The sequence below is a fragment of the Mesorhizobium australafricanum genome (assembly GCF_033977265.1).
Taxonomy (GTDB): Bacteria; Pseudomonadota; Alphaproteobacteria; order Rhizobiales; family Rhizobiaceae; genus Mesorhizobium; species Mesorhizobium australafricanum.
Map to the genome: position 1 here is coordinate 164,713 of NZ_JAVIIT010000008.1, position 25,055 is coordinate 189,767.

Below are 25,055 nucleotides of genomic sequence, written 5' to 3' on the forward strand. Positions count from 1 at the left end.
CGCCGCCGCCGGAATTATCGTTCGTCCGATCGGGGCGATCCAGTGGAACGAGCTTTTGCTCTGAGGTTGACGATGTTGCTGCCTTCAGGCTGCTTCGACTGAGCAATCAGGCGCCTCGCAACCCGGCTCAGCTCTGCAATTTCGACCGGCTTTCGGACAAGTGCGAATTCGTCGTTCGTCACGGCTTCCCAATCGTCGTACCCTGTCACCAGCAGCACGGGCAAGTCGGGCTTGGTCTTTCGAATGGCGCGGGCGATGCTGATGCCGTTCATGTCACCGGCCATCACGATGTCGCTTATCACCAGATCAAATTTCCGCCGGCCTATCGCCTGAAGTGCGGCCTCTCCGTCGTTTGCCGTATGTGCTTCATAGCCGAGCCGCTCCAGCATTAAGACAACGGCCGCGGCCGCTTCCGGATTGTCCTCGACCACCAGCACCGTCCCGCCACCGCTATCTTCCGGTTGGGCGTCACCGGTGTCGGCATGGGCGCGCGGCAGGTAGATCGTGACGGTTGTTCCTTCGCCAAGCTGACTGTCGATCATGACCGCGCCGCCGGCCTGCTGGGCGAAACCGTACACCTGCGCGAGTCCGAGGCCAGTACCTTTCTCGGGCCCCTTGGTCGTGAAGAACGGTTCGAAGACTTTTGCCTGAACGTCCGGCGCGATTCCCGTTCCGGTATCTGTCACACTCAAAGCGACGAATTCGCCTTGCAGTTCGGTGTTCGTATCGCCTCGCGAGAGCGCCACGTTCTCCGTCGCGATCGTGATCACGCCTCCGTCCGGCATCGCATCGCGCGCGTTGAATACGATGTTGACGAGGCCAAGCTCGAACTCGCTCGGATCGACTTTCACCGGCCAGGTTTCCTGTCCGAAACTGGCTGCGATTTTCACCGATCGGCCGATAGAACTCGTAATCATTCCACGAACGGCCTCAATCCGCTCCGGCAGGGAGATCACTTCGGAGCGGGTCGATTGCTGGCGCGAGAAGGTCAGCAGTCGGCGTGTCAGGCCCACACCGCGCTTGACGGCGAGTTCGACAGATTCCGTCGCCCGCACCGTCTCGCTGTCATCGCCGGTTTTCTTCTTCATCATGCGGATATATGTGTCGACCACGGTCAGCAGATTGTTGAAGTCATGCACGATGCCGCTCGTCAATTGCCCGAGCGCGTCCATTTTTTGCGCGTGTGCGCGCTGAGCCTGCGACTGTTGAAGCGCGATGTCGGCGTCGCGACGGTCGGTGATGTCGCGCGTGATCTTGGCGAAGCCGACCAGCTCGCCATGCTCGTCGCGAATGGGGTCCATCACGACATTGGCCCAGAACAGCGCACCGTCCTTGCGAACGCGCCATCCCTCGGCTTCGAATCGTCCCTCTCGCCGAGCCGTATTGAGCGCCCGCGCCGGCAGGCCGGCGGCACGATCGCGCTCGGTGTAGAAGCGCGAGAAATGCTGGCCGATGATCTCGTCGGCCGCGTAGCCCTTGATGCGTTCGGCACCCGCATTCCAGCTTGTCACGACGCCATTCGGGTCGAGCATATAGAGGGCGTAGTCGGTCACCCCGCTCACCAGCAGCCGGAACTGGCGCTCGCTTTCGCGCAACGCCTCATGCGCGGCGCGCCGTTCGGTAATGTCTCGCGTGATCTTGGCGAAGCCTTCCAGTTCTCCTGACTCGTTGCGTATCGCATCGATGACGATGGATGCCCAGAAGCGGCTGCCGTCCTTGCGGATCCGCCAACCCTCGGACTCGAAGCGACCGGCCTGTGCCACAGTTTGGAGGACGCGGGCGGGCACGCCTCTGGCGCGTTCTTCGCGTGTGTAGAATCTGGAAAAATGCTGTCCGACAATCTCGTCGGCAGTATAGCCCTTGAGCCGTTCAGCGCCGGCGTTCCAGTTGATTATGACACCACTCGGATCGAGCATGTAGATGGCGTAGTCAAGCACGCTGTCGACAAGAATACGGAAACGCCGCTCGCTTTCGAGAAGCGCCTCATGGGCCGCGACGCGCTCGGTAATGTCGCGCGTGATTTTCGCATAACCTACCAGGACGCCGTGATCGTCGACCACCTGTTGAACCACGGTGTTCGACCGGAAGCGCGAGCCATCCTTGCGCACTTGCCAGCACTCGGCCTCGTGCCTGCCGGTTGCCCGCGCCAAGGCAAGGATGTTCTCCGGAACACCATTCCGCTGGTCTTCGAGGCTGAAGAAGCGGGAAAAATGATGGCCCAGAATTTCGAAAGCCGTGTAGCCCTCGATCTTCTCGGCGCCAGCATTCCAGCTCGTGACGAAGCCGTCTGGATCAAGAGTATAAATCGCATAGTCGACAACCGCGTCGATAAACAGCTCAAGGCGGCGGGCGTCGGAAACATGTTGCGCATCGGTTGCGGTTGATGCCATCATTCAACCTGGGTTGCGCGCTGCGATTGTCTTTCGGTTGATGAGCATAGGTCTGGCGGGCTGGCATAGCAACAGGTTTGATCTATGGCGACATGTTCTCACGCCCTCATATTGAAATCCGAAAGCTGTGCCCATCACTACAGCTTTGCTCCGGAAGACGATCTCGAAGACGGCGAACAAAATCCTGCCGCCGGTGGCTCCGGAGCTGCCGAACATGAAGATCTTCCCTACAAGGTGGAACTCTGGAACGCGGCGAAAAACAGTGTCGAGCAGGTTCTCGCCGTCACGGCCAACGCCAGCATCGGCTACGCGGCCTATTATGCCGCCACGCGCGAGCACCCGGATCGGTTCGTGACCTTGCGGCACAAGAACATCACTGTTTCGAGATGGAATGGTCCGACGAATTAGGCAGAGGCCCGCCCATGAAAGGGACTGCCAATCCTTCACGAGCCGCCGAGGCGCTGCCTTACCGTATTGAACTTTGGCACTCGAAATCCGGCGACATTGTCGAAAGGGTGCTTGCGCGCGCGTTCACGGCTCAACTCGCCCGCGCTATCTTTCAAGCTGCCAAGGACGAACACCCGCAGCGGCGTATTACGCTGCGCAAGGGCAACCTCGTTCTTTCGGATTCCTCGAAGTAGGCTATCAAAAGCTGGTACTGCGACCGCTCCACCACCTACCCGAAGAGTTTCGTCACGAAGCCGCTGAACCAGGCAAGCTGTGCTGCGTGGTGGGCTTCCATCAGTCGGTCCTGTTCGCCCCGGTCCTGCGCGCCGAGCGTTCCGTAGGGCGCGCCTTGCCGCTCCTGCCAGCGCCGAAAGCCGGCCGGACCCTGCTCGGCATGGAATTGCAGCGCGTAGGTCGTGTCGCCGATCCGGAACGCCTGGTTGGGGAAGGTGTCGCTCGAGGCGAGATGCACCGCACCCGCCGGCAGGGCGAAGGTGTGGAAATGGTTCTGCGGCAGGAAAAGCGGCCGATCGAGGAAGTCGCCGGCTTCGGCCGTGGGCGTGATCTCGAAATAGCCGAACTCCCTGATGCCGCTTGCCACCGGCCCGACATCGGCGCCCAGATGCCAGGCGATCTGCTGCGCGCCCTGGCAGATGCCAAGCAGCGGCAGGTCATTTTCCAGGCAATGCTCGATCAGCCCGGCTTCGTCATCGAGGAACGGATGCTTTTCGGCGTCGAAGACGTTGAACGGGCCGCCATAGATCACCGCGCCGTCGACAGCGTCGAGATCGATTGGCTCGCCCTTGAACGGCATCGCGGTCGTGATCGCATGGCCGTTCGCCGTGAGCATCGTCTGAACATGATCGTCGCCGGGTTCTTCCGCGTGCCTGACCAGAACAATGCGCTTCATCGGATCTCCTGCCGCTCATTTCGCGAGACTACGATAAAGCTTAGCGGGCTGTCGGAAATGTGCCAGCGTCCAGTTCCGTCTGGACGCTGACAGGCCGCGCAAGCGCAGCGCCCTTCATCACCCCTTGGCCAACCCGCGGTCGATCAGCCGCGCCAAGCGCGCCGAGAAGGCCTTGGCGTCGGCCGGCTTGTCGCCGTCGAGCACGCGCGCTTCGTCATAAAGCAGATGCGCGGCGTCTTCCTTGAATGCCGTCTCGTCGTCGCCGAGCTTCGCCAGCGCCGCGACGCGCTCATGGCGCGGGTTGATCTCGAGGATCGGCTTGGCGGCCTTGTCGAGCCGGCCGGCGGCGTTGAGCAGGCGCTCGAACTGGCGGTCGGGGCCATGCTCGGGCGCGACGAGGCAGACGGCGCTCTCGGTCAGCCGGTCGGAGGCTTTCACGTCCGAGACATCGTCGCCGAGCGTGGCCTTCACGAAGGCGAGGAATGTCGCGATGTCGGATGACGTCTCGCTGTCGGGCTTCGCCGCATCGTCGGACAGCGCGACGTCGGCAAGCTCGGCCGCGCCCTGCGTCACCGACTTGAACGGCTTGCCGTCGAATTCCGGCGCCATCGTCACCCAGAAACTGTCGACCGGATCGGTGAGCAGCAGCACCTCGATGCCGCGCGCGCGAAACCCTTCGAGCTGCGGCGAGGCCTCCAGCCGGGCACGGTCGTCGCCGGCCATGAAGAAGATCGCCTTCTGGCCTTCCTTCATCGCCGCCACATAGTCGGCAAGGCTGCGCCAGCCTTCGCCCAAAGCCGTCGAACGGAAACGGGCGAGCTTCAGCAACTGCTCGCGCCGTTCGTAATCCTCATAGAGGCCTTCCTTGAGGACGACGCCGAAATCCTCCCAGATTTTCGCATAGGCTTCCGCGTGGTTTTCGGCCATTTTGGCGAGGTCGCCGATAACGCGGTTGGTCACGCCCTTGCGGATCGCGGCGAGCAGGGGGCTTTCCTGGATCATCTCGCGCGAGACATTGAGCGGCAGGTCGGCGGAATCGACCAGGCCGCGCACGAAGCGCAGGTAACGCGGCAGCACTTCGGCATCGTCGGTGATGAAGACGCGCCGCACATAGAGCTTCATGCGGCCCTTGCGGTCCTGGTCGAACAGGTCGAACGGCCGCGATCCGGGCACGAAGGCAAGCACGCTGTATTCCTGCCGGCCCTCGGCGCGGAAATGGATGGTCGAGGCCGGCTCGTCATACTGCCCGGAAATGCCGCGGTAGAAGTCGGTGTATTCTTCCGGCTTGATCTCGCTCTTTGGCCGCACCCAGAGTGCTGTGCCGTCGGCGACGTCGCGCGGCTCGGCGCCGGGTTTTTCGACGAGCGTGATCGGCACCGGCACATGGCCCGACTGCGACTTCGCCAGCCCTTCGAGCCGGTACGGCGCGGTATAGGAAGAGGCATCTTCCATCAGATGCAGCACGACGTGCGTGCCGCGCCTGGGCGCCGCCTCGAGCGGCGCAGGCGCGATTTCGTAGGTGCCCTTGCCGTCGGACGACCAGCGGAAGGCCAAGTCGGCGCCGGCCTGGCGGCTGATCACGTCGACCCGGTCGGCCACCATGAAGGCCGAGTAGAAGCCGACGCCGAACTGGCCGATGAGCTGGGTGTCTTCGGCCGCCTTGCCGGCCTCCACGCGCTCCAGGAAGGCGCGCGTGCCGGAGCGCGCGATCGTGCCCAGCGCCTCGGCCATCTCGTCGCGGCTCATGCCGATGCCGTTGTCCTCGACGACAAGCTCTTTGTTGTCGGGATCGGCGGAAATGGTGATGCGCGGCTTCGGATCGTCGCCAAGCAGTTCTGGACGGCTGATGGCCTCGAAGCGCAGCTTCTCGCAGGCGTCCGCCGCGTTGGAAATCAGCTCGCGCAGGAAGACGTCGCGGTCCGAATAGACCGAATGCACCATCATGTGCAGCAGCCGCGAAACGTCCGCCTCGAATGTCCTGGTTTCAGTCGCCTTGGTGTCCGTCGTCATCTCAGAATTCCTGCGTTGGTCGATTTGTCCGCCACGCCAGCGCGCGCCGGGGTTCAAATTTTCAGCAATTGTTGCTTGTGGGTGCGTGCTCTGCCAGGTCCGTCGGCGCGAGCGAAACCATGTCGGGGGCCAGAATATCGTCGACGGGCGAAGGCAACAAGGGTCGCGCGGACCGTTTCCGGGTCTCGCAGGCAATGCCCGCTTTGCAGGCGTCGAGAGCGATCGCATGCGCGCTGCTCCTGATCGCTGCCGGCCAATCCTGCAGCAGGGCATAGGCTTGCATCACGGTCTCAAGCCGCACGGGCAAGCCCATGCCGACAAGGTTGGTGACAGGCTCTTCAAAACGGTCGTGGTTCATGGTCTGAACCCTCTTGGCGAGGGCCTCGATCCAGGCGGCGACGGCCAACGGCACCGGCGCGCGTCCCTCAAGCCAGCGCGTCACGTCGTTTCTGGGGCAGTCCAGTTCCTGCGCGAGGTCGGCTGCCTCCCATGTCAACAGTCTCAGACATTCCCGCAATCGTCCTGCAATCATGCCAATCTCTTGCGTTTGCGAGCATCGAACCCGGTCTCGATGCAGACGGATGGCCCCGCCGCTTTCAATTCATCATTCAGCTGCCTGCCTGCTAGCATGGAGGTGAAGACGGCGGCTTTCCATGGCCTTGAAGATGGCTTCCGCCGGGCCTTGACGTCCTGAGGCCGAATTCCCAAATCGATGTTGCCGGTGCCTGAAGAGGCCGGCAAGGTCAAGGAGCGCCGCTTCCTTGGCGCTCCTCGTATCTATGTTGCTCAATGGAGGATATAGCTATGAGAACGACGTTTGACTTCAGTCCCCTGTTCCGCTCGAGCATCGGCTTCGATCGAATGCTCAACGCGCTGGAAACGGCGAGCCGGATCGAAACCGTCGACAACTGGCCCCCATACGACATCGCCAAGACCGCAGAAGACGACTATCGCATCTCCATGGCGGTGGCGGGTTTCTCGCAGGACGAACTAGGCATTACCCAGGAACGGAACATGCTTTTGGTGTCAGGCGAGAAAGCTGGCGAGGACAAGGGTGAGTACCTGCATCGCGGCATTGCCGGTCGCGCATTCCAACGCCGCTTCGAGCTTGCCGATCACGTCAAGGTCGCCGGCGCCAGCCTTGTCAATGGCCTCCTGACGATCGATCTGAAGCGCGAAATTCCAGAAGAGATGAAACCGCGCCGGATCGAGATCGCAGCCGACAAGGCAATGCCCAAAGGCACGACAAAGAAGATCGAAGCCGAAAAGCAGGCCGCCTGAGGGCCATCCTGTCGCGCATTCGCGCAATGCGCCGGGCATATGTGCCCGGCGCAGCGCGGAACTTTCAAGTCGATGGCAGAAAGGAGAAAAACATGAGTGTCCGTGATCTGATCCCCTGGGCCAGGAATAACGCTAGCCAAGTTCCAAGCGTATTTCGCGACGCTGAGCGCGATCCGTTCCTGTCGCTGCATCGTGAGGTGAACCGCCTGTTCGACGACGTTTTCCGCGGTTTCGACAGCCGCTTGCCGTCTTTTGGCGGTGTTTCCGCCCTCGACGCTGGTTGGCCAAGCGTCGAGATTTCCAATGGCGAGAAAGAGATCAAGGTGATGGCCGAAGTGCCGGGCCTCGAACAGAAGGACATCGAGGTCCTGCTCGACGACGGCGTGCTGACGCTGAGAGGCGAGAAGCGCTCCGAGACGGAGGACAAGGATAGGCAGTTCTCCGAGCGCTATTACGGCCGGTTCGAACGCCGCATCCCGGTCGGCTACGAGGTCAAGGAAGACGAGGTGGATGCGCGCTTCAAGAACGGCGTGCTGACCGTCACCTTGCCGAAGAGCGAGAAGGCGCAGTCGCAGATCAAGCGCATCGACATCAAGAGCTGACGCATCGACGCGGGAGGTCGGCCGATGCGCCTCCCGCGTCGCAATCCTCTATGAGAGCCTCGGCAACCGGATGCTCGCGCGGCGCAGCTCCGCCCGATCGCTCAGAGGGCGGCCCGGGATAGAAATTGATGCGACGCGAGCTTCTCTTTTTCGTCCTGAAGTCTTCGCAACGGTCATATGAATGATGACAAGCAGGTTCTGTCTTTCTCTTTTGCAGCGGGGGCTTTCAGCATCTCGCCCAGAGAAAAAATTGACATATGCCAGGGCTGGAAGAGGGATCACCTGCCACCCGAGCCGCATAATATTGGACGCCGCGATAACCTTAATTTTGCTTTCTTTCGTGGAGGCTTCCCGGTTGGCGCTTAAAGGGATACATTAGCAATTTGTTAAGTATGCCTTGGGGGCAGCTTAAGGGATGTGCCGTGATGAATTTCAAGTCTCTGATCAAGCGTGCCGAAGACGTAGATAAGGAATTTCAGGAGCTCCAATCGGATCTGGCGGAAGCATTCGAGGACGTTCTTGCAGGGGACGAGCCGCCGCCGTCGGAGGACGATGCCGTTGCCGGCCAAGAACTGGTGGCAAGCGACGAGAATCCGCCGCCCGAAGAGCAGCCTGACACAGCGCCATCGCGGCTGACGCCGCATACCCAGACGCGGCTGGCCGCCCTGGAGGCCGTCGCCGGGCTTTTCCGGGACGGGCAGGGGTATGTGCAGGAGATCGAGGCGAAGCTGGCGGAGATCGCCACCGCGCATCGTATGACGCGTGAAGTCCTCAACGTCTTCCATCGCGACGTATTGCGCTCCAACGAGCTGGAGCTGGCAAACCTCGCTCTCACCACCGAGCACAAGATGCTCTCGGAACAATTGCTCGACGCCGCCCGCAAGCAGCGCGAACGCGATGGCGCGGCCGAGGCCTGGCAACAGCGCGAGGCGAGCCTTGTCCAGGACCGGGAGCAACTGCGCTCCGCACTGGCGGCGGCGCGCCTCGAACTGGTGGAGATGAGCAATGAGAGTACCAGGCGCGAGACGGAGTTCGGCGAGATCGTCAAGGCTCTGACCGCCAAGACCGTCGACATCGACAGGCGCACCAGCGAGAACAAGCTGCTGCGCGAAAAGCAGGTCGGCCTCTCGGTCGATCTGGAGCAGGCGCAAAAGCGCGAGGCGGAGGCCCGGCACAAGTTCGACGAGTTCGCGGCAACCCATGCCAGCCAAACCGCCCATATTGCCGAGCTGATGGCTCAACTCGGCAACCACGAAAAGGAAGAAACCCGGCTGCAGAAGACGCTGGAGGCAACGCAGGCCAAGCTTGCCGAAACAGCCGAGGCGGCGCGCATCGCCGAAAGCGACGGTGCCGCCGAATTGGCGCGCAGCCAGGCGGAAATGCGCGGTCTGCGCGCCGAGATCCAGGAACTACGGTCGCGTCTGGATCAGGTCTCGATCGACAATGGCGAAGCCACGGCCGAGATCACCAGGCTCAAGGCGCAGTTGAACGATGTCGTGACCGAACGCCAGATTGCGCAGGAGAGGCTCGCCGTTCTCAAGGACGAGAGCGAAGCCGACAAAAAGAACTTGTCCCTGGTCAGCACCAATCTCTCACAGCTTTCGCTGCAGCAGGCATCCGAGCAGATTCAGCTCGATATCCAGAAGCAGGAGTGCGAGGATTTGCGCGCCGAGGTCGAAACGCTCAATGCCCGCATCAGGGAATTGCTGCCTTACGAGCGGCTGCATCGGGTGACGGACGCGCGATCGCGCAAGGATGCCGCGCCTCCAGCCAACGGGATCATCGCGGAAACGGGGCGCCCCGCCGCACGGCGTCTCCCCCGGCGAAACATGCGCGCCAACGCAAGCTGAAAACCTGGAGCGGTTCAGCTTTGATGGAAGCGCTGAACCGCTTGGAGCAAATCCAGGAAAAGTGCGTAGCGGTTTTCCGTCCGGTATTGCGCAAGGACAAAGACTTGGGGCGTTTCGCCGTTTCCGTGAAACGGTGAAACGCTCTGGCTGCGGGCGGAACCGACGCGCAAATATCCTGGGATGCTCTGGCGGACTATTTCCCCGCCATGCTGTCGGCGAGGTCCTGCGCCTGCTTGAGCAGCGCCGGGAAGGAAGCGTCGCCGGGCAGGCGTTGGGCCATGCAGGCGCGGTAGTCGGCGTCGCCCTTTTCCCAGGCGGCATTGGCAGGATCGGAAGCCTGCGGGTTGTCTTGGTCCGAGCCCTGATCGGCCTGCTGGGCTTTCTGCGCGGCGGCGTCGGCGGCTGCCCAGATTGAATCGCATGCCGCGATCTTCGGCACGGCGGGCGAGGCGGGCGCCTCGGCAATCAGCACGCGGTCGCCTTTGACGACCGCCACGACGACGTGCTGGTCGTAGATCGGCCCGATATCCTGCGTCCAGCCGCCGAGCCGAGCGATCGCCATGTCGGCGCCCTCGGGCTTCTTCAGCGAAGAGTCGAGCGTGCCGGAGAACGCGGCGTCGCTGCCGATGGCCTGGGTGTAGAAACTGTCGAGCTTCAGCGCCGCGCCGATGTCGGTGGGCAGCTTGAAATCCGCTTCCGTTTCGGCCGACTTCGACTTGAGCCAGCGCTCGGTCAGCCCGCGCGTCGAGGCGACGATGCTCGGGCCGTCATCGCTCTGGGAATATCTCAATCCGTCAAGCATGCCGAAGCCGATATCGGAAGCGTTGAGGCTTTGAACGTTCATCGTGCCGGTCGTCGGAAAATCCTTGACCGAAAGCGGGCCGAGAATGGTGGCGAGCCGCTGCTGGAGGTCGGCGAGCGCCTTCTCGTTCTGGGCATCGATGGTTTCGATCGCCGTGTTGGCGCTTTCCTGCGCCGTGATATCGGCAATCGCCTTGTCGCGCGCCGCGATATAATCGTCTTCCGGCGAGGCGGCGAGCGCCGTGCTGCCCGCCAGTGCAATGAGAAGCGTTAAGACCAGCCGCATTGATGTGCCCCGAGATGTGTTCGCCCAAACGGTACGCATGGTTTGCAGGCAAGATTGGGCCAAATAAAGACTGAGAGCGCCGGCGTTGAAGCTGCTGATCTCCCCCAAAAGGGGGAAGATTGGCAGTTCCCGCGCTGCGCCTAACTCGCTTCATCCCTTGTGCTTCTCCACCTCCGCCTTGCGCAGCAGGAACCGCTGGATCTTGCCGCTCGGCGTCTTCGGCAGCTCGCTGACGAACTCGACCTCGCGCGGATAGGAATGCGCCGACAGCCGCTTCTTCACATGCTGGGCGAGCTCCTCGGCGAGCTCCTCGCTGCCTTTGAAGGCGGACGCCAGCACCACGAAGGCCTTGACGATCTCGGTACGTTGCGGATCGGGCACGCCGACCACCGCCGCCTCGTTGACCGCCGGATGCTCGATCAGCGCGCTTTCGACATCGAACGGCCCGATGCGGTAGCCGGCCGAGGTGATGACGTCGTCGGCCCGGCCGATGAAGGAGACCGAACCGTCCGGCTCATATTCCACCGTGTCGCCGGTGCGGTAGTAGCCGCCCGCGATCGCCGGCGTCTCCGCCTGGTGGTAGCCGCTGAACCAGCGCAGCGGCGATCTGGCGATATCGACCGCGAGCACGCCCGGCTGGTTGGGGCCGAGCTCATTGCCCGCCTCGTCCAGCACCACCATGCGGTAGCCCGGCATGGCAAAGCCGGCCGAGCCCGCGCGCACGATATGCGCAAGCCCGTGATGGTTGTTGACCATCATGCCGTTCTCGGTCTGGCCGTAATGGTCGTGGATCGGCGCGGCGAGATGGGCGTCGAACCAGCGGATCACTTCCGGGTTGAGCGGCTCGCCGGCGCTGCTCATCACGCGCAGCTTGCCCTTGACGCGGGCGGCCGCCTCCGGCCCTTCCGCCATCAGCAGGCGATAGGCCGTCGGCGAGCCGGCAAGGCTGGTCACGCCCAGGCGCTCGATGATGTCGTAGGTCGATCTGGCGTTGAACGCGCCTTCATAGAAGGTGGTGGCGATGCCGAGCTGCAAGGGTCCGGTGATGGCGTAATAGAGCCCGTAGGCCCAGCCGGGATCGGCGATGTTCCAGAAGATGTCGTCGGGCGTGAGCCCGATCGCGTCGCGCATATAGGCGCCGAAGGCTAGCAGCGCGCTGAGCGGCACCGGCACGCCTTTCGGGTGCCCGGTGGTGCCGGAGGTCGACATCATCATGAACAGGTCCGAGCCCTTGCGCATGACCGGCGGGCAGTCGGGGGAGGCGGCGGCGAGGGCGGCGCGGAAGTCGATGTCGCCGGCGGGCAGCGTATCGCCGGAACCGAGGATGGTGGCGATGCGCGGGCGGTTTTCCACCTCGTCGAGCTTGCCGCGATTGGCGGGATTGGTCACCACCAGCTTGGCCTTGCTGTAGCTCAGGCGATGCTCGATAGCCTTAGGGCCGAAAGCGGTGAACAGCGGCTGATAGACCGCGCCGACGCGCCACGCGCCGAGGATCAGCGCCACCAGTTCCGGAATGCGGGGCAGCATTCCGGCAACGACATCGCCGGGGCGCACGCCGAGACCCTTCAGCATGGTGCCGACGCGGCCCGATAGGTCGGCGAGATCGTCGAAGGTGAATTCGCGCGGCTCTCCGGCGGCCGAGATCGCGCGCAGCGCCAGCCGGTTCGCGCCGGTATAGCGGCCGCAGCATTCGACATAGGCGTTGATGCCGGTGGCCGGATCGCCGTCAAGCCGCGCGATCTCGTCCTCGATGCGGAAGCGCTCGACGGCATCTTCGTAGCGCGGCAGCGCAGGCGCTTTGGTCATGGCGATCCTCCCTTGGCCTGACGCCATCTCCCCATGGCGTGGGCTGGAGGACATTGCCTGAAAAGAGGGCGTGGGTCGATTGCGGCAGCGTCTTTCTCCCCGTTCACGGGGAGAAATGCCCGGCAGGGCAATGAGGGGCAGCGCTGCCAACGGCAATTGGTCGGCACGCCTGTATTTTCGAGCGTCGGCGCCGCCCCTCACCTGCCTGCCGGCATCCTCTCCCCGTAAACGGGGCGAGGGGCGCGCTCGCCGGCTTTCGCCAATCTCCAACGCTGCAAGGCAGGCGTGGCGCCGAAGCCTCTAATTTCCCCTTGCGGGGGAGATGTCCGGTCCACCCTCAGTAGCTGCAGTGCAGCTGCTGCGGAGGACGGGTAGGACAGAGGGGGGTGGGCGGGAACTCGGCGCTTCAGGGTCTGCGGCAGCCGCCGCCATTGACCCCGCCCGTCATCCAGCCGATATCCCGCGCAAATCCACTCCGGAACCTCAATGACCACCAATCTCAAACAACCGGCCCCCGACACCGCCTGGCAAGCCGATATCCGCACCGGCGTGCGCCATGTCCGCGACCTTGCCCCGCTGCCGCTCTCGCCGGCCGAGCGCGCCGCCGCGCAAGAGGCCGCGGCCGCCCACAAGGTGCGCGTGCCCAAACCCTATCTCGACCTGATCGACTGGAACGACCCAAACGATCCGATCCGCGCCCAGGTGATCCCGTCGCCCGACGAACTGGTCGCCGCCGAGGGCGAGATCGACGACCCGATCGGCGATCACGCCTTCAGCCCGGTGCCAAGGCTGACGCACCGCCATGCCGACCGCGTGCTTCTGTTCCCGACCTATCAATGCGCGGTCTATTGCCGCTTCTGCTTCCGCAAGGAGTCGCTGACATCGATCGGCCGCGGCTATACGCGCGAAGCGCTGGAGCCGGCGCTGACCTATATCGCGGACCACCCGGAGATCCGCGAGGTGATCCTGACCGGCGGCGATCCGCTGTCGCTGCCCGACAAGGCACTGGCTGAAATCCGCGCCCGCCTGGAGACGATCCCGCATCTGCGGCTGTTGCGCATCCACACCCGCGTGCCCGTGGCGCTGCCGTCGCGCATTACCTCCGGCCTGGCCGCGGCGTTGCAGGGCCGGTTGATGGTAACGGTGGTCACCCACTTCAACCATCCGCGCGAGCTCACCGAAGCGGCCGAAGTGGCTTGCCGCACGATGCGTCAGGCAGGCTTCGTGCTGCTCAATCAGAGCGTTCTCCTGAAGGGCGTCAACGACAATGTCGCGGTGCTGGAGGAGCTCTGCCGCGAGCTGATGTATCGTCTCGGCGTAAAGCCCTATTACCTTCACCATGGCGACCTAGCGCGCGGCATGGCGCACCGCCGCACCACGATCGCCGAAGGCCAGGCGCTGGTGGCGGAACTGCGCCAGCGCCTCTCGGGCATCTGCAACCCGACCTATGTCATCGACCTGCCGGACGGCGGCGGCAAGGTGCCGCTGGCGGCGAGCCACATCGAGGGCCGCGACGGCCGGACATGGCGCATTCGCGGCCAGGATGGGAAGGTGCGGGAGTATCGCGAGGTGGTGGTGGGCTTGTGAAGCGCGGGCCACATGCAGCTCGAAGGCGGCCCGACAGCCGCGTTGGGGGCAAAGATGCCGGCTGTCGGGCCTACCGGCAGGCGTTGGTGGCTGCCGACTGAAACAAGCATGGCTCCGATCCCGTGGGAACTGCACCTTGTGAACGAAGGATCGCTTGGTCATTCCTCCGTTTGCACGATGCAGAGGCCCGGAAAAAGGCCGACATTGACGATGATCCTTCCGGGATCATCATCAAAAGTCAGTAGCTGTAAGAGCCCCAGCTAGGTCCCTCCTAGCGATCCTTGAGCCTCGCCTGCTTCTCCCGGAGCATGCGGGGCTCACCCGTTGCTGCCGGGCGGAGTCTCAACATTGCCCTCTTCTCGTGGGAACTGGAGCCCGAGCCCCGCATTTTATGAGCGGGGCCTGAAGGAGCGTCGCGTGAAAGCGTTGTTGGGAATTGTCGGCGGCTTCGTGCTGACGCTCGCCGTATTCGCCAGCGGGCTTGGCTTCGCCACCTGGCTGCTGGCCGCCAAGCCGGTGCGCCAGGCGACGCCGACGATCGGCGTTTCCGAGCTCTGGACGAAGGATGCCCAGCCAGTCGATCAGCAGAAGCAGAACCTTCAACGCATTCCGGCCCAGCAGGCGGCGGCCGCGCCCGCCAAGGCAGGCGAGCCGGCCAGGACGGACGAGTCGGTCAAAGCGGGCGACGGAACCCAGGCCGCGGCGGTTGCAGCGCCGGCACCGCCCGCACAGCCGCGACTGCAGCCACTGCCGGGCATCTCCGTGCCGGGCCAGCCCGCGCCGGACGCCAGCGCGGCCCAGCCGCCGGCGACAGTCGATCAGCAGGCCCGGCAGCAGCAATTGCCCGTCGCCCACCTGCAATGGTGCGCCAGCCGCTATCGCAGCTACCGCCCGGACGAGAACAGCTACCGCTCCTACAGCGGCGAGCTGCGCCCCTGCGTCTCGCCTTACTACGATCCCGGCGGCGACCGCACCGCCTCGACCGACCAGAACGATCAGGCTGGCGACCAGCAAGGCGCCACGACCGACGACCAGCTGAGCGACGACCAGGCCGAGCTGGAAGGCTACGCCACCACCTTTGGCGGCCCGCCGGAAGAGATTTCACCCGAGGCGCAGGCCGCCCAGGAACAGGCATCAAAACAGGTCCGGCAGCTATCGGGCGACCATGTCGACTATTGCTTCAACCGCTACCGCTCCTACGATCCGCAGGACAACACCTACCAGCCCTTCGACGGCGGCCCGCGCCGCCAGTGCGAGTAGGGGAAGCCACCTTACCGCGAAGTGGCGCTGGACTGCTGAAAGGCCGGCGCCAGGCCCTCCTGCCGGACATCTCCCGCGCAAGGGGGAGATTGGCCGCGTGCAGTCTTTCGCCAATCACCAGCGTTGCAGAAGAGGCGCTGCGACCGAACTGCTGATCTCCCCCCTTGAGGGTGAGATGTCCGGTCCACCCTCAGTAGCTGCAGCGCAGCTGCTGCGGAGGACGGGCAGGACAGAGGGGGGTGCCTCGCGCCGGCCTCTCCACGTTTCATCCCCCGAGGAAAAGCCCGCCACCTCAGCCCACGACCTTCCCCGGATTCATCACCTCACCCGGATCGATCAACGCCTTGATCGCCTTCGCCAAATCCCGCTTCACCGGGTCGGCGTGGCGCTCATAGGCCTCGCGCTTGTCCACCCCCACGCCATGCTCGGCCGAGAACGAGCCGCCGGCTTGGCGCAGTCCCTCGTAAAGCACGTCCTCGATCGCCTCGTGCCGCTCATGCGAGACCGGGCCGTCGCAATTGATGGAGATGTGCAGATTGCCGTCGGCAAGATGGCCGTACACATAAGGCGCGTAGGCAGCGTCGATCCGCTTCAGCCCCGCCTCGATGCGCGCCACATAGGCGTCCAGCGCGCCGCCCGGCACCGACACGTCGAAGGACGGCGCCATAGGGTGCGCGTGCTCGATCTCAACGGTCTCCTCGCGCAGCCGCCACATCGCGGCGGCTTGCGCGTCGGAGCTCGCGACCAGCCCGTCGAGGATGCCGGCCTCGTCCCAGATCGCCGCCAGCCCGTCCTCCAGCACGCCTCGAGCCGTCTCGATGCTGTCGGCACCGAGCCCCAGCACCAGAAGGCAAGGCGCGTCGAGCGGCAACTGGCCGGGCGCGTAGCCCAGCCCCCGCTGCATGAGTGCTGCAAAATTGCGCCACAGGATTTCGGCGGCGGTGAGCCGGGCGCTGGTCGAGCCCAGGAAATGCCGCACGATGCGTTGCGCGCTGGCCGCATCCGGCACGCCGACAAGCGCGGTGGCGCTGGCGCCGGTCACCGGGTCGAGCCGCACCGCCACGCGGGTGACGATGCCGAGCGTGCCCTCCGCGCCGATGAAGAGATGTTTCAGATCATTGCCGGCGCTGGTCTTGAGCACCCGGGTGAGGTCGCAAAACACCCGCCCGTCCGGCAGCACGGCTTCGAGGCCGAGCACGCGGTGGCGCATCGTGCCGTTGCGAAACGCCATGATGCCGCCGGCATTGGTGGAAACCATACCGCCAATGGTGGCGCTGCCGCGCGCGGCAAGGTCGATGCCCGGGTCGAGCCCATGCACGGCACAAGCCTCCTGCAGCGTGCCGAGCGTAGCACCCGCCTGGACGATCCCCACCCGCGCGAACGGGTCGATCTCCTCGATTTGGTTCAGTCCGCCAAGATCGCAGATCACCTGACCCGCCGAACTCGCCGCCCCACCCGCCAGCCCCGTGCGCCCACCCTGGGGGACGAGGCTAATGCCACGCTCCGCGCAGAACCGCACCAGCGCCGCAACACTTGTCGTATCGCGCGGCCGCACGAGAGCAGAGGCGCCGAAATTGCGGGCATCGAAGCCGGGATCGCGAGAGGCGATCTCGGCGGCGTCCCAGATGGTGGCGGTGGGGAGGGCGGCGCGGAGGGAGGGAAGCAATTCGGCGGCGTCAGTCAAGGTTTGGCTCATATCCTGCGGGGAGGCCAAACCTATAGATTGACCCCAAGAAAAGTTCGTAGCGATTTTCCATCCGGAATCGCATGCCATTATAAGCCAACCTTTGCACTTCTGGCGTTGTGATTGGTGGCATTTTAAAATGCGTCTGCTTGGATTCGGGGTAGAACATGGCGCGGGTACCACGTTGGGCAGAGAAACTGTTTTCAACGGCATGTTCGGATGGCGATGCGGTATGCTCGCCTCCTGACGAGGACATCAATGGATGGGACTTTCTTATAGAATTCCCTGATCGGTCTTATTCGGGGCCGCTTGAACGCCGACCCGCAAAAGACGTCGCCTTTGTCCAAGTGAAATCGAAGAGTGGAGGAAAGCCGCCATCAGCGACCATCAAGCTGTCGAATGTGCAGATAGCATGCGCTTCAAAGCAGCCGTGGTTTCTTGTTGCCGTAACTCGTGACAACAAGGGCAGTCACCGCTTCTATGGCCTGCACGTATGGTCAGAACTCATGCGCAAAAGCCTTTCTGCGGTGAGACAAGCTGCTGTTGAAGAAATCCAACTAAACAAAAAACAAATCACCATACGATTCCCATCAGATACAGAAATTACAGGCGATGTCGTCGCTTGGATGCGATCTGAGATTGATGCCGTGCAAGGTGTTTATGGAGACGCAAAGCACCACCTATTTACTACCCTCGGTTATGAGAATGGATACGGAACAGCCACTTTCACGGTGCAGGTCAAATCGGAAGACGAAATCGCCAACGCATTTTTGGGGCTTGGCAACGGCCTTGCCACGTCGACTTTCAAAAGCACGGAATCTCGGTTTGGAATACGAGATCCGGCTCCAGCGGTCTTTGGGCCTGGAAACGTTTTCATTACACCGGAGCCAACTGATGAATGTGAAGTAAGGGTGCGAGGGAATACAGGCGAACCCACCCTAGTGCTCACTGGGGTGGTCTTCGACTATGCCTTCCCAGTTATCGCACTCGAAAGGCGGAAATCGCGAATTTTCGCTCCACCTATTGAAATGATCTTAGGCGGCGACGGACAAAGGAAATTTTCTATCGAAATTCCACCCGAGAAAAAGTTCTCACTCGATTACTTGAGTATCGCTGGGAAAATATCGCGTTGGGCTGCGCTCGGTCCAATTGATGTAATAGCTCGTAGGCCAAATCAAGACCCTCTCGAGTACACCGTTACGTTCAACGATACCCTTCGAGGAAAGGATGGAACCCAACTATCATGCATCATGGATGCGATCCAGTTGGTTACGAGGCATTCACCGACTGATGGAATTTCCTTTAGCATTAATGATATGCGAGGAGCGATAAAGGATCTTGGATATTTTTACCAAGTCCTCCAGAATGGGTCTATGCGATTGGTTTTGAAAGATCCTTCTGATGCCCCTAGAGGGATCGCATCATTTAAATATTATACGGGGGCAAAAATTGCCGAATGGTCATTCTATGCAATCGTTCAGCGAAAAGTGCAGAGTGACCTTATCGTAGACTCCGTTCGTCAGATAACTGCGTCGTCTCCAGTTGTCATCGAGACATACGTTTTTAAAGACGTGAATGACGGGCAATTGGCGCGCATCCAATCAGATTATTCGAGAATATCAGAGGAGATTGCCGGTGACGGTAGTGATCAAGCGCTACTATTTGGCAACATCGCTAATTTCATTCAATCTTCAAATATGTGACATCAATCAGCCAGGCATCTAACGGTGTCTGTTCCTGGGGGCTTGCGGGCAGGGAGGGGTAAGGTGACTGCTACGGGTTACGGCACCTCGGCACGTGAATATATAAAGCGTGCAGAACTCTGTTTGCGACAGAATGATCCGAAGTACCTTTTCTACGCCGCCTTTGAACTTAGATGCGCGGCGGAGGCGCGGATGCGAGAGTACCTTGATGTGTGGGATCACGTCTCAAAGAAGCAAAAGCAAGGGTGGGAGATCAACAAGCTTGGCGCGGCAGCCGAGCGAGCGTTCAAAAGCGGCGACCGTGTGATGCGGTGGACGGTCTTAGACGAGATCACAAACGATACGCTGGCGGTTCTCTACTACACGCCTGTAACAATGAAGTTGCGCGCGAACGCTGCACGCCTCGGCGATTACCTTCATGGGCCGAAGAAGCACGGGCAACGCACAGGCGCATGGTGGTCAGAATTTAGAAGTTTATTGGATGAAATGGTGTGCCAACTGCAAGTGGCAACAACAGGCACCTTACTGGGGCCGGCGCTGATGAAAGGTGGTCGCGGCATTCAGTTGAATACAGACATTCCTCCCGATACTGATATCAATCGCATTTACCGGAAGGATGTAGTGATGACCATCCGTATCGATTACCTGAACAATCTGCCAGAGACGCTTGAGAGGGAGGCTGTGGTGTGGAAGAAGGGTGAGTGAGTTTTTTCTCGATCACCTACACCGTTGCTTGGCGGCTCGTGGCCATCCTCTACTTTGCCCGCGCAACCCTACCCCGCCCAGATCGAGCACCCAACCTTCTGCCCGCTCGCCGCATCCCGCACCTCTTTCGCAAACACCCGCCGCAGCCCGACCCTGTTGGCTTTGACTTCCTTGCTCACTAGGTAACTCGGGTCGCCAACCTCCCAATGGTAGCGTGTGTTGGTCGGCGCGCGCCTCCAGGTGAATTTCGAGACATAGGCCAGCTGGCCCGGCGTGGTGTCGGCGAACCGGCAGTCGATGGTCGCCGGCATCATGCCTTTCGCGGCCATCGCGTTGACCACCGCGTCGGCATTGGCCGTCGTCAGCCATTGGTCTATGCCACCCGTCTGGTATGCGTCGATGCCGGTCGGCTGGTGCGTCATGCATCCTCCCAGCAGCATCAGCGCCGCCATTGCCGCGCCTGCCTTGCCTGCTCGCTTGCTGTCTTGCCGATCGATGCCCATGCCCGTCTCCTTGCCTCAAAGAGTGGAAGTCCCGGGCAGAGGGTGCTTGCTATGGCTTCTCTTGTATATTAGCCGCTTCACATGCCCGACTCGTGCGGGCTTGGCCGGCCTATCTGCTTGCGTTGGAAGGGGGAGCAATCGCCCCTGGAACGATGTCGGTGTTTTGGGCCACCTTTATCCGCCAGCCGGACTGTTCCTTCTTCACCACCAGAAGCAGGATGCCTTCCCGTGTTCCGGCAGGTGAGCCGTCCGGAGCGGATGCACCGGTCAGGGTCCATCTAAAGTGCACCGATGCAAGGCCGGGGGACAGCTCGACAACCGACGGGACAACACCCTCCAACCGGCTGTCGCGAAACATGGTCCCATGCGTTGCGCGGTGCGCCGCTTCAATCTCGGCGCGGTTTTTCCACCACATGCCCACGACATTGACGAAATTGGCATCCTCGCAAAACAACGCCGCGAAGTCGTCCATGTCATGTCTGTTCCAGGCATCGGCAAAGGCAGTCGCGGCATCCTCAGCTCTGCTGACCACCAGTCTCATGGCATGATCTCCCTTGCTTTCCGCTAATGCATGTCGCCCAGAAGTGAGCAGCGGTTCTGGGTCAACGACATGCATCAAAACAAAGACTTAAAGCGCGTCGCCTGAATCCGGTTCAGCGCGACGCGCTTTAGGCTTGAGGTTGGGACGATAGCGGCATCGGCAGGCACTGTCACCGCCCCGCCACAGAACTTAGCCGCGCCACTTCCTTAACGGGCGCCACCTGCAAAATTAACCTTTTGTTAACCATTAGCCCGGCACCCTTTAACCATTGAGTAAGGATTCGCCTGGCCGTGACCTTCGCCGCCCCTTTGCAGAACAAATCGATCCGCTTTCGCGCCCGTTCCTTCGTCGCTTTCACGCTGACGCCGGAGGCGCCGATCGCCGAATGGCTGGAGGGGCTGGATCACTGGATCGCCAACTCGCCGGGCTATTTCAACGGCCGCCCGGTGGTGCTCGACCTCAACATTTTGCAGCCGGGGCCGGAGGAGATCGAAGCACTCGTTGGCGTGCTTTGGTCGCGCAGCATTCGCGTCTATGCCATCGAGCTCGAAGGCGCCGAGCTCGGGCCCGAGCTGCCGCCGCTCCTGGCCGGCGCCAAGGAGGCGACCGCCGAGGGGCTGCTGGGCCGGGCCGCGCGCAAGGCGAAGGCGGAAGAAATCACCATCGAGCCGGTCGACGAACTGACCCGGGTGGCCGGAGAGCCGGCGCATGCGGATGTTTTGCAGGCAGCCGGCGACGAGCCGGTGGACCCTGAGCTGGCAAGGCTCGAAGCGGTCAGGATCGAGTCGGCTCAAACCGGACTTATGCGAGCCGAATCGGCCCGAACCGAACCGGCCCAAGCCGAACCGACAAGATCGGGGCAGGGCGCCGAGACGGTGCGGCACGAGCCTTCGGCCGGCACGCTGATGATCAAGGCGCCGATCCGTTCCGGACAGTCGATCTTCCATCCGCATGGCGACGTCATCGTGCTGGGCTCGGTCGCGTCCGGCTCCGAAATCGTCGCCGGCGGCTCGATCCATGTCTATGGCACGCTGCGCGGCCGCGCCATCGCCGGCTCGGAAGGCAATATTTCGGCGCGCATCTTCTGCCGCAAGAACGAGGCCGAGCTGCTCGCCGTCGACGGCTGGTACACGACCGCCGAGGAGATGGAAGGTGTTTCGCGCGGCAAGGCCGTTCAGGCCTTCCTCGACAATGATGCGCTGTGCGTGGTGCCGCTCGGTTGAGTTTCGGGCCGCAAGCTTCGGACCGGTTTCGCGTGGCAGAGTTGAGTGCGTGTCGCCCAAGAGTGCGCAGTGGTTTTGGGAGAGCGACATGCGCCAAAACAAGAATGAACAGTCCGCCGTGCCCGGCACGGCCAGAGAATAAAAACCGCCAATGGAGGCTGGATATATGGGCAAGGTAGTCGTGGTCACCTCGGGCAAGGGGGGCGTCGGCAAGACGACCTCGACGGCCGCGCTCGGCGCCGCCGTGGCCAAGACCGGCAAGAAGGTGGCGCTGGTCGATTTCGACGTCGGCTTGAGAAACCTCGACCTCATCATGGGTGCCGAGCGCCGCGTGGTGTTCGACCTCGTCAACGTCATCCAGGGTTCGGCGAAGCTGTCGCAGGCGCTGATCCGCGACAAGCGGCTGGAGACGCTCTATCTGCTGCCCGCCTCGCAGACGCGCGACAAGGATGCGCTGACCGAGGAGGGCGTGGCCGAAGTCATCGCCCGGCTGCGCTCGGTGTTCGACTATGTCTTCTGCGACAGCCCTGCCGGCATCGAGCGCGGCGCCCAGCTTGCCATGCGCTTCGCCGACGAGGCGGTCATCGTCACCAACCCGGAAGTGTCGTCGGTGCGCGATTCCGACCGCATCATCGGCCTGCTCGACGCCCGCACCTTGAAGGCGGAGCAGGGCGAGGTGGTGCAAAAACACGTGCTGGTCACGCGCTACGACGCGGCGCGCGCCTCGCGCGGCGAGATGCTGTCGATCGACGACGTGCTGGAGATCCTGTCGACGCCGCTGCTCGGCATCATCCCGGAAAGCCAGGATGTGCTGCGGGCCTCCAACCTCGGCTCGCCGGTCACGCTCTCGGAGCCGCTCAATGGTGCCGCAAAGGCTTACCTCGAAGCGGCAAGACGCCTGGAAGGCGAAGACCTGCCGGTGGTCGTCCCCTTCGAACGCAAGGGCTTCCTTGACCGGCTGCTCGGAAGGAGGGCCGCATGAGCATCCTCGACCTCTTCAAGCGGCGCACCAGCGCGCCGGTGGCGCGCGAGCGGCTGCAGCTGCTTCTCGCTTATGAGCGCCAGAGCCGCGGCCAGCCCGACCTCGTCTCCATCCTGCGCGAGGAGATCATGGCGGTCATCGCCAAGCATGTGCAGATCGACCAGGACTACCTCCAGGTCTCGATGGACCGCGGCGCGACCATGTCGACGCTTGAGATCGACATCCAGATTCCCAACAAGAGCGCCGCGCCGCTCGCCATGGCGGGGTGACTTCTTACCCTCCCCCGTGTGGGGAGGGTCGATCCGCGCAGCGGATCGGGGAGGGGCGGCGCCGACCCCCACCCGGACCTTCTGTCCGACCTCCCCACAAGGGGGAGGCAGGGCGCCGGCGCGTTGGCCTAGCGGAGCGCGATGAGCCCAAGGCTTGCCGCCTCGTTCCCGCCCACCCCTCTGGTGCCGGCCCGCATGCCGGCCAAGGTCTACGGCAAGCTGGTCTGCCTGGAGCCGGCGGGCGGCGCCTTGACCGGCTTCCTGTTCCTGCACGAGAAGCTCAACCTGCTGCAATGCGCCGGCATCGCCGCCATCATTGCCGCTGCCTTCGGCACGGCGGTTGCGGGGCGGTGGCCGGTGCCTTCGCCGGCCTCAACCGGCCTTCCGCACCTGGCGACGACCCTGCGCCTGCCGCTCGTCAAGGGGGTTGGTCGGCCTGAAAGAATCAACCCTGCGACGGCAAATGTCCGACTACATCCGGTGGTTGAAATGGACTTAGGTCCTAAGATAAATTCGCAATAGGTCCGAGTAGACAAGACAAGGGTCGTGGGCCACTTCCTTATGATGTGCTGATTGGGGGATGCTTATGCTGCGACATTGCCGGTGGGGTAGTTCGGCCGACGGGCTGAAGGGCTGGCATGGGGAGAGCGGAATGCGCGCATCGCGCAGGGGCTGCAGGCTGGTCTTGCGAGCGCTGACTGCGTTGGCGCTTGTCGTCGCGCCTTTCAGTCTCTCCATCGACGGTCCCGTCGTGACCAAAGCCTATGCCGGCAATGGCGGTGGAAACGGCGGCGGCAATGGCGGTGGAAACGGCGGCGGCAATGGCGGTGGAAACGGCGGCGGCAATGGTGGTGGAAACGGCGGCGGCAAAAGCGGGAATAGCGGCGGCAAAAGCGGGAATAGCGGCGGCAATAGCGGAAATAGCAACGGCAATAGCGGCGGCGACAACGGGAACAGCAGCACGGGCAATAGCGCGACGAGCAGCGGCGCCAGCGCGGCAAGCACCACGGACGTCGATAGCCATCTGAACGCCCTTACCGGCGACAAGGTCGAGGCCATACGCGACGGAATCCAGGTCACGCACCGCAACGGAATGATGGAGAAGATCGAGAACGGCCGGTTCAGGATGGAAGACAAATACGGACGCACCATCGTCGACCGCGAGGCCACCATGGCAGATTTCGATCGCCTGAAGAGTTTGTGAAACAGAGTTTGTGAGAGTGAGGTTTTATCGGGATTAGATCTTAAGGGACCGAAGGTCAGCGCTGCAAAATCAGGTTGCCACCTTTTGCTTCGTCTCTGCGGTCCTGATCGTCTTGCGATAGAACTTGGCTACTCACCTTACCCCCGCCTCCGTGCGGGGGTAATTTTTTAGCAGCGGCGGCGGCCGTTGCGCCATTGGTCACCAATGGCGGCGGAAATGGTCCGATTGGCCGGGGCATGGGTCGTGGGCCGCTTTCGTGGGCCCGACAGAATGTGAATCCTTGCCCGGTCAAGACACCGGTGCCGCCCCGCAAGGGCCGCGAGCGGAACTTCGGCCACGCCGAGGTGGAACCGGAACAAAGAGAAGATATGCGAAACCGTCCTTTCAGCAGGCTTGCCTGGCTCGCATTGCGCGCCTCGATCGCGCTGGCGCTGACCCTTGCGCCCTGGCACGTCACCTTCGATGGCGGACCAAGCATCGTTGTCGCTACGGCCGATGCCGGCAACGGCAATGGCGGTGGTGGTGGAAATGGCAGCGGCGGCAATTCGGGATCGGCCGGTGGCTCGAACTCCGGCAATGGCGGCACCAATGGAAACAGCAATGCCGGCGGCAATTCCGCGAACAGCAATGCCGGCGGCGGCAACCCCAATGCCGGCCCGGGCAACAACAGCGGCAAAGGCAACACCAATCCCGGCGGCAAGAACAGCTACACCAATGCGGTGACCGGCGACACGCTCTCGATCGACGGCAACAAGATCACCGTCATCCATAGCAACGGCATGACGGAGCAAGTTCAGAACGGCCGCTTCGAGATGACGGACGCGCAAGGCCGCACCATCATCGACCGCCAGGCGACGCAGGAGGATCTCTCGCGCCTGCTGAACTTGTGAGGGCCTGGAGGAGCTACCCCCTTTTTCCGCGTCCTTGCATGTCACCCCCGTCCCTTGAGGCGGGGGTGATTGCTTTTAGGCCAGTAGGATGTCGTCTTTCCTACTGCCTACTGCCTACTGC

General features: G+C 62.7%; 24 protein-coding genes. 15 read left to right on the top strand and 9 right to left on the bottom strand.

Translation table 11 applies throughout. The features are described from left to right. Positions 1-14: 14 nt before the first annotated feature. Positions 15-2,390 (bottom strand): PAS domain S-box protein, encoded by a 2,376-nt coding sequence (locus tag RFM98_RS17540; RefSeq protein ID WP_320310046.1) that lies wholly within the window; start codon positions 2,388-2,390, stop codon positions 15-17. Positions 2,391-2,501: 111 nt separating this feature from the next. Between RFM98_RS17540 and RFM98_RS17545 the strand changes: the two genes are divergently transcribed. Together RFM98_RS17545 and RFM98_RS17550 are read left to right on the top strand one after the other, a co-directional pair. After that, the gene (locus RFM98_RS17545) at positions 2,502-2,798 is read left to right on the top strand and encodes a hypothetical protein (RefSeq protein ID WP_320310047.1); all 297 of its coding nucleotides are present in this window, start codon (positions 2,502-2,504) and stop codon (positions 2,796-2,798) included. A gap of 14 nt (positions 2,799-2,812) precedes the next feature. Next, positions 2,813-3,031 (top strand): hypothetical protein, encoded by a 219-nt coding sequence (locus tag RFM98_RS17550; protein WP_320310048.1) that lies wholly within the window; start codon positions 2,813-2,815, stop codon positions 3,029-3,031. 35 nt (positions 3,032-3,066) lie between these two features. Here RFM98_RS17550 and RFM98_RS17555 read toward each other — a convergent pair whose 3' ends face one another. The 3 genes from RFM98_RS17555 to RFM98_RS17565 form a co-directional block, all read right to left on the bottom strand. After that, entirely contained in the window at positions 3,067-3,747 is a 681-nt protein-coding gene (locus tag RFM98_RS17555; RefSeq protein ID WP_320310049.1) for a type 1 glutamine amidotransferase, read from the bottom strand. A 117-nt stretch (positions 3,748-3,864) separates the two neighbouring features. Then, entirely contained in the window at positions 3,865-5,757 is a 1,893-nt protein-coding gene (htpG, locus tag RFM98_RS17560) for a molecular chaperone HtpG (RefSeq protein ID WP_320310050.1), read from the bottom strand. Positions 5,758-5,818: 61 nt separating this feature from the next. After that, on the bottom strand, positions 5,819-6,289 hold the full coding sequence (locus RFM98_RS17565) for a DUF982 domain-containing protein (RefSeq protein WP_320310051.1): 471 nt from the start codon (positions 6,287-6,289) through the stop codon (positions 5,819-5,821). A gap of 272 nt (positions 6,290-6,561) precedes the next feature. Between RFM98_RS17565 and RFM98_RS17570 the strand changes: the two genes are divergently transcribed. The 3 genes from RFM98_RS17570 to RFM98_RS17580 all read left to right on the top strand — a co-directional run bounded on the left by RFM98_RS17570 (position 6,562) and on the right by RFM98_RS17580 (position 9,490). Continuing rightward, a complete protein-coding gene (locus RFM98_RS17570) occupies positions 6,562-7,038 on the top strand; it encodes an Hsp20 family protein (protein WP_320310052.1) in 477 nt (158 codons plus the stop codon). A gap of 92 nt (positions 7,039-7,130) precedes the next feature. Further along, the gene (locus RFM98_RS17575) at positions 7,131-7,640 is read left to right on the top strand and encodes an Hsp20/alpha crystallin family protein (RefSeq protein ID WP_320310053.1); all 510 of its coding nucleotides are present in this window, start codon (positions 7,131-7,133) and stop codon (positions 7,638-7,640) included. 425 nt (positions 7,641-8,065) lie between these two features. Next, positions 8,066-9,490 (top strand): coiled-coil domain-containing protein, encoded by a 1,425-nt coding sequence (locus RFM98_RS17580; RefSeq protein ID WP_320310054.1) that lies wholly within the window; start codon positions 8,066-8,068, stop codon positions 9,488-9,490. Between the two features lie 193 nt (positions 9,491-9,683). On the opposite strand, the gene RFM98_RS17585 is transcribed toward RFM98_RS17580, so the two are convergent. After that, positions 9,684-10,577, bottom strand: coding sequence for a hypothetical protein (locus RFM98_RS17585; protein ID WP_320310055.1), 894 nt, complete (start codon positions 10,575-10,577; stop codon positions 9,684-9,686). Between the two features lie 150 nt (positions 10,578-10,727). After that, positions 10,728-12,383, bottom strand: a complete 1,656-nt coding sequence (locus RFM98_RS17590; protein ID WP_320310056.1) for an acyl-CoA synthetase — start codon at positions 12,381-12,383, stop codon at positions 10,728-10,730. Positions 12,384-12,869: 486 nt separating this feature from the next. On the opposite strand from RFM98_RS17590, the gene RFM98_RS17595 reads away from it, so the two are divergent. After that, a complete protein-coding gene (locus tag RFM98_RS17595; protein WP_320310057.1) occupies positions 12,870-13,970 on the top strand; it encodes a KamA family radical SAM protein in 1,101 nt (366 codons plus the stop codon). 417 nt (positions 13,971-14,387) lie between these two features. Further along, entirely contained in the window at positions 14,388-15,230 is an 843-nt protein-coding gene (locus RFM98_RS17600; protein ID WP_320310058.1) for a BA14K family protein, read from the top strand. Positions 15,231-15,522: 292 nt separating this feature from the next. Here the strand turns inward: RFM98_RS17600 and RFM98_RS17605 are convergent, their stop codons facing one another. Beyond that, the gene (locus tag RFM98_RS17605; protein WP_320310059.1) at positions 15,523-16,914 is read right to left on the bottom strand and encodes an FAD-binding oxidoreductase; all 1,392 of its coding nucleotides are present in this window, start codon (positions 16,912-16,914) and stop codon (positions 15,523-15,525) included. Between the two features lie 167 nt (positions 16,915-17,081). On the opposite strand from RFM98_RS17605, the gene RFM98_RS17610 reads away from it, so the two are divergent. Then, positions 17,082-18,617 carry a hypothetical protein gene (locus RFM98_RS17610; RefSeq protein WP_320310060.1) on the top strand — a complete coding sequence of 512 codons (1,536 nt, stop codon included), beginning with the start codon at positions 17,082-17,084 and terminating at the stop codon, positions 18,615-18,617. A gap of 63 nt (positions 18,618-18,680) precedes the next feature. Next, positions 18,681-19,322: a hypothetical protein gene (locus RFM98_RS17615; RefSeq protein ID WP_320310061.1), complete on the top strand. Its 642-nt coding sequence runs from the start codon at positions 18,681-18,683 to the stop codon at positions 19,320-19,322. A 68-nt stretch (positions 19,323-19,390) separates the two neighbouring features. On the opposite strand, the gene RFM98_RS17620 is transcribed toward RFM98_RS17615, so the two are convergent. Both RFM98_RS17620 and RFM98_RS17625 read right to left on the bottom strand, forming a co-directional pair. Continuing rightward, a complete protein-coding gene (locus RFM98_RS17620) occupies positions 19,391-19,825 on the bottom strand; it encodes a hypothetical protein (RefSeq protein WP_320310062.1) in 435 nt (144 codons plus the stop codon). A gap of 109 nt (positions 19,826-19,934) precedes the next feature. Continuing rightward, positions 19,935-20,366 carry an SgcJ/EcaC family oxidoreductase gene (locus RFM98_RS17625; protein WP_320310063.1) on the bottom strand — a complete coding sequence of 144 codons (432 nt, stop codon included), beginning with the start codon at positions 20,364-20,366 and terminating at the stop codon, positions 19,935-19,937. A 290-nt stretch (positions 20,367-20,656) separates the two neighbouring features. Between RFM98_RS17625 and minC the strand changes: the two genes are divergently transcribed. The 6 genes from minC (at position 20,657) to RFM98_RS17655 (ending at position 24,934) form a co-directional block, all read left to right on the top strand. Beyond that, positions 20,657-21,589, top strand: coding sequence for a septum site-determining protein MinC (gene minC / locus RFM98_RS17630; RefSeq protein WP_320310064.1), 933 nt, complete (start codon positions 20,657-20,659; stop codon positions 21,587-21,589). Between the two features lie 166 nt (positions 21,590-21,755). After that, positions 21,756-22,571 carry a septum site-determining protein MinD gene (gene minD / locus RFM98_RS17635; RefSeq protein WP_320310065.1) on the top strand — a complete coding sequence of 272 codons (816 nt, stop codon included), beginning with the start codon at positions 21,756-21,758 and terminating at the stop codon, positions 22,569-22,571. Beyond that, the gene (minE, locus tag RFM98_RS17640; RefSeq protein ID WP_042638296.1) at positions 22,568-22,840 is read left to right on the top strand and encodes a cell division topological specificity factor MinE; all 273 of its coding nucleotides are present in this window, start codon (positions 22,568-22,570) and stop codon (positions 22,838-22,840) included. Before minD ends, minE begins: the two co-directional genes overlap by 4 nt. Positions 22,841-23,035: 195 nt before the next feature. Then, positions 23,036-23,362 (top strand): hypothetical protein, encoded by a 327-nt coding sequence (locus tag RFM98_RS17645; protein ID WP_320310066.1) that lies wholly within the window; start codon positions 23,036-23,038, stop codon positions 23,360-23,362. Positions 23,363-23,492: 130 nt separating this feature from the next. Then, positions 23,493-24,044, top strand: a complete 552-nt coding sequence (locus RFM98_RS17650) for a hypothetical protein (RefSeq protein ID WP_320310067.1) — start codon at positions 23,493-23,495, stop codon at positions 24,042-24,044. A gap of 368 nt (positions 24,045-24,412) precedes the next feature. Continuing rightward, entirely contained in the window at positions 24,413-24,934 is a 522-nt protein-coding gene (locus RFM98_RS17655) for a hypothetical protein (protein WP_320310068.1), read from the top strand. Positions 24,935-25,055: the final 121 nt, after the last annotated feature.